Genomic DNA, 3144 nt, shown 5'->3' with positions numbered 1-3144 from the left:
TCGTAGCCTTCCACTTTTAACGCTTGCGCGAGCATCTTCAAAGCATTTTCTTCGTCATCAACAATGAGAATGGTAGCCATAGTTTTGTATTTGTGAAGTTGTAACTGTTATATGCCTATTGCTTTGCTAGAGTTTTGGGCTGATGATTATCATATCAGACTTATAAGTTCAATGTATGTCGTAAAGCGAGGTCAATTTTGATCATCGGAACGGAACCAATAGCACGGTCAATTGCCGATTCAACGATTGTGGCAAGATTGTCAGTTACTACTACTGAGTCCGTAAGTAACCCCGATTGTTGTCCCTCCTGTGTGGAACGTAAAATAGGGATACGGCTGGGGTGATTGGCGCGGAACATCTTGCTAGTAATCATCGCCACGATCACTTGCGGCAAACCTGTTTGGAGATTGTCAGCTTGGACGATTAACGCCGGACTTCGCTTGGCTGTAAGCAAATTGGAACTTGGAAAGAGCACTAAGATTACATCACCGCGTTTATAGGTCGGATTTTGTTTCGTCATAGTTGTCATAGACATTCATCTCAGGACTTTCCCAGTCTTCGGCAAAGGTTGCTAACTGGGCACGCAAACTTGCCGCCTGTACTCTATCAATACCACGTTCCTGTAAATCTACAGAATCAGATGATAGAAAGGTTACAATAACGGGTGTGCCATCGCACACATCATGGGGTATTTGTGAGAATTCAATCTTGCCATCGCGATATACGCCTTCAATAGTTGTAAGCATGAGTATTGCTCCTAATTTTTTGGTGTTGCTATAACTTGTCACTCCAATCGGGTTCTATGTCCGTTCTTCGGTTGGGACAAACGATCTTGGTTCGGGCCCAATGTAATCTGCCCGTGGACGGATCAGTCGATTATCGCTCCGTTGCTCAATAACGTGGGCAGCCCAGCCGGTTATACGCGACATCACGAAGATGGGTGTGAACATCGGCGTGGGAATACCGCACAGATGATAAGCGGAGGCACTATAGAAATCTAGGTTCGGGAACAGTTTCTTTTCCCGCCACATCACCTGCTCAATTCGTTCAGAAACTTCGTAAGGTAACCTATCTCCGCCTGCTTCAGAGAGTTTCTGTGACCAACCCTTAATAATGTCTGAACGTGGGTCGGAAATTTTGTAGACGCGGTGTCCAAAGCCCATGATTAGTTGCCTCTGTTCAAGCATGTCCAGAATAGCAGCTTCGGCTTCGTCTGGCGTCTGGAATCGTTCAATCAGTTCCATCGCGGCTTCGTTTGCACCGCCGTGTAAAGGTCCACGCAACGTTCCGATAGCCCCAACAATTGCGGAGTAGAAATCGGATAGGGTGGAAGTTGCAACCCGCGCCGCAAACGTTGACGCATTAAATTCGTGTTCTGCATAGAGGATTAACGACACATCAACAGCTTTCCGTTGCAATTCATTCGGTTGCTTTCCGTGCAGTAGATGCAGAAAGTGTCCGGCGGTGGTTTCATCGTCCGTTTCAACGTCGATCTGTCTGCTGTTCGTGTGAAAATGGTGCCAGTAGAGTAGCATTGAACCGAGACAGGCAGTCAGCCTGTCCGCAATATGGGACGGATCACTTTCGTTGTCTTCACTCTCCATCGTACCCAAAGCTGAACAGCCGGTCCGCAAAACGTCCATCGGGTGTGCATCCCCCGGCACCTGCTCAAGTACTATTTTAAGCCCATCTGGTAGACCACGCAGCTGTATCAGTTTTTGCTTGTAGCTGTCAAGTTCGGTTTGCGTCGGCAATTTGCCGTGGATCAGCAGGTAGGCTGTCGCTTCAAAGGTGGCATGTTCCGCTAAATCGTAAATGGAATACCCGCGATAGGTGAGTCCAACGCCCTCTTTTCCCACCGTAGCGATTGCGGTTTCGCCTGCGATCACGCCGGCTAACCCCCCAGTTTTTTTTGCCTGCATTGGTTTCATCCTCCTCTGTCAATTTAGCGGGAACTGTTGGAACGGTTAATCTTTTTCCCGATCCGCGTTCAAAAGCTGATCGAGTTTGCGTTCATATTCGTGGTAGTCTAAGAAGTCATATAGTTCCGCCCGCGTCTGCATGGTATGGATTACGTCCTTTTGTGTGCCCTCACGGCGTAATGTCTGATACACATTAAGCGCAGCTGCACTCATTGCACGGAATGCCGACAATGGATAAAGCACAAGACTGACCCCCGCATCCCTGAGCTCTTCTATCGTATAGAGTGGTGTTTTTCCGAACTCGGTGATATTCGCTAAGATGGGAGCGTCAACCGAACCTGCAAACTTTCGGTACTGATCCAGTTCCGTCAAGGCTTCGGCGAAGATCATATCTGCCCCCGCCTCCACGTAACGACAACTGCGGTCAATAGCACTGTCTAGCCCCTCGACAGCGGCGGCATCGGTACGCGCCATCAGGACGAAGTCCGGATCCGTTTTGGCATCGGCAGCGGCTTTCATCCGATCAACCATTTCCGCTGCACTCACAATTTCTTTGTTCGGGCGGTGACCACAACGTTTTGCTTGTACCTGATCTTCAATATGCACGCCGGCGGCACCGTTTTGGCGATCATAAATGCATTCCCCCAACCGGTATCAGCGTCAACCAGAAGCGGAAGTTCCGTTGTGTTGCTGATACGGCGCACATCTTCCAGCACATCGTTCAATGTGGTCATGCCTATATCTGGAAGACCGTAAGAGGCATTCGCCACACCTCCGCCCGAAAGATAGATTGACCGGAAGCCTACGCTTTCTGCCATCAACGCTGAATATGCGTTAATCGTACCGACGACCTGCAACGGGTTTTCTATCGCCAGTGCATCCCGTAAACGACGCCCGGCAGAAGATGTATGACTCATGTCTGACCTCTTTTATTCGATCCAGAACGAGAAGAGACGCGCTTGGCGCAGATAGAACTTCAGACGCACCGGCTTCTCGAACACCAAGTCGTGTGGGTATTTCCACCGGATCTTTGCTTTGGTACTGTCGCCTGTAAACGGCGGTGGCTCCTCGCCCGGCACCCAGAATCCCTCATGGGGTCGCTGCGTTTCTGCATCGACAATCTCGCTATAGATTTCGCCCCAAGTCGCGTCCGCGTTGATATAGACATCTTCGCCTTTCAGTTCAAACGGTTTTGTTACAACTGTACCACATTCACCGCCGT

4 protein-coding genes and 1 pseudogene are annotated in these 3144 nt (G+C 49.6%); all 5 read right to left on the bottom strand.

What is annotated here, in order from left to right:
- Positions 1-160: 160 nt before the first annotated feature.
- Entirely contained in the window at positions 161-520 is a 360-nt protein-coding gene (locus J4G02_22625) for a type II toxin-antitoxin system PemK/MazF family toxin (GenBank protein MCE2397305.1), read from the bottom strand.
- Complete coding sequence (locus tag J4G02_22620) at positions 495-746, bottom strand: hypothetical protein (protein ID MCE2397304.1); 252 nt, start codon at positions 744-746, stop codon at positions 495-497. The genes J4G02_22625 and J4G02_22620 overlap by 26 nt, the downstream gene beginning before the upstream one ends.
- Positions 747-800: 54 nt before the next feature.
- Complete coding sequence (gene prpC / locus J4G02_22615) at positions 801-1922, bottom strand: 2-methylcitrate synthase (GenBank protein MCE2397303.1); 1122 nt, start codon at positions 1920-1922, stop codon at positions 801-803.
- A gap of 45 nt (positions 1923-1967) precedes the next feature.
- Positions 1968-2839 (bottom strand): annotated as a pseudogene (gene prpB, locus J4G02_22610) (methylisocitrate lyase).
- 12 nt (positions 2840-2851) lie between these two features.
- Positions 2852-3144, bottom strand: a 293-nt coding sequence (locus J4G02_22605) for a glycosyl hydrolase family 32 (protein ID MCE2397302.1), incomplete at its 5' end; no start/stop codon positions are given.

The organism is Candidatus Poribacteria bacterium (assembly GCA_021295755.1).
In the GTDB taxonomy this organism is placed as follows: Bacteria; Poribacteria; WGA-4E; order WGA-4E; family PCPOR2b; genus PCPOR2b.
Note: the sequence above shows the minus strand (reverse complement) of the source record. Positions and strands in the feature narration are given on the sequence as shown.

What these genes read in the sequence shown, in the direction of transcription:
- J4G02_22625 (MCE2397305.1), bottom strand. Translation starts at nt 520, where the DNA reads ATGACGAAACAAAATCCGACCTATAAACGCGGTGATGTAATCTTAGTG.
- J4G02_22620 (MCE2397304.1), bottom strand. Translation starts at nt 746, where the DNA reads ATGCTTACAACTATTGAAGGCGTATATCGCGATGGCAAGATTGAATTC.
- prpC (MCE2397303.1), bottom strand. Translation starts at nt 1,922, where the DNA reads ATGCAGGCAAAAAAAACTGGGGGGTTAGCCGGCGTGATCGCAGGCGAA.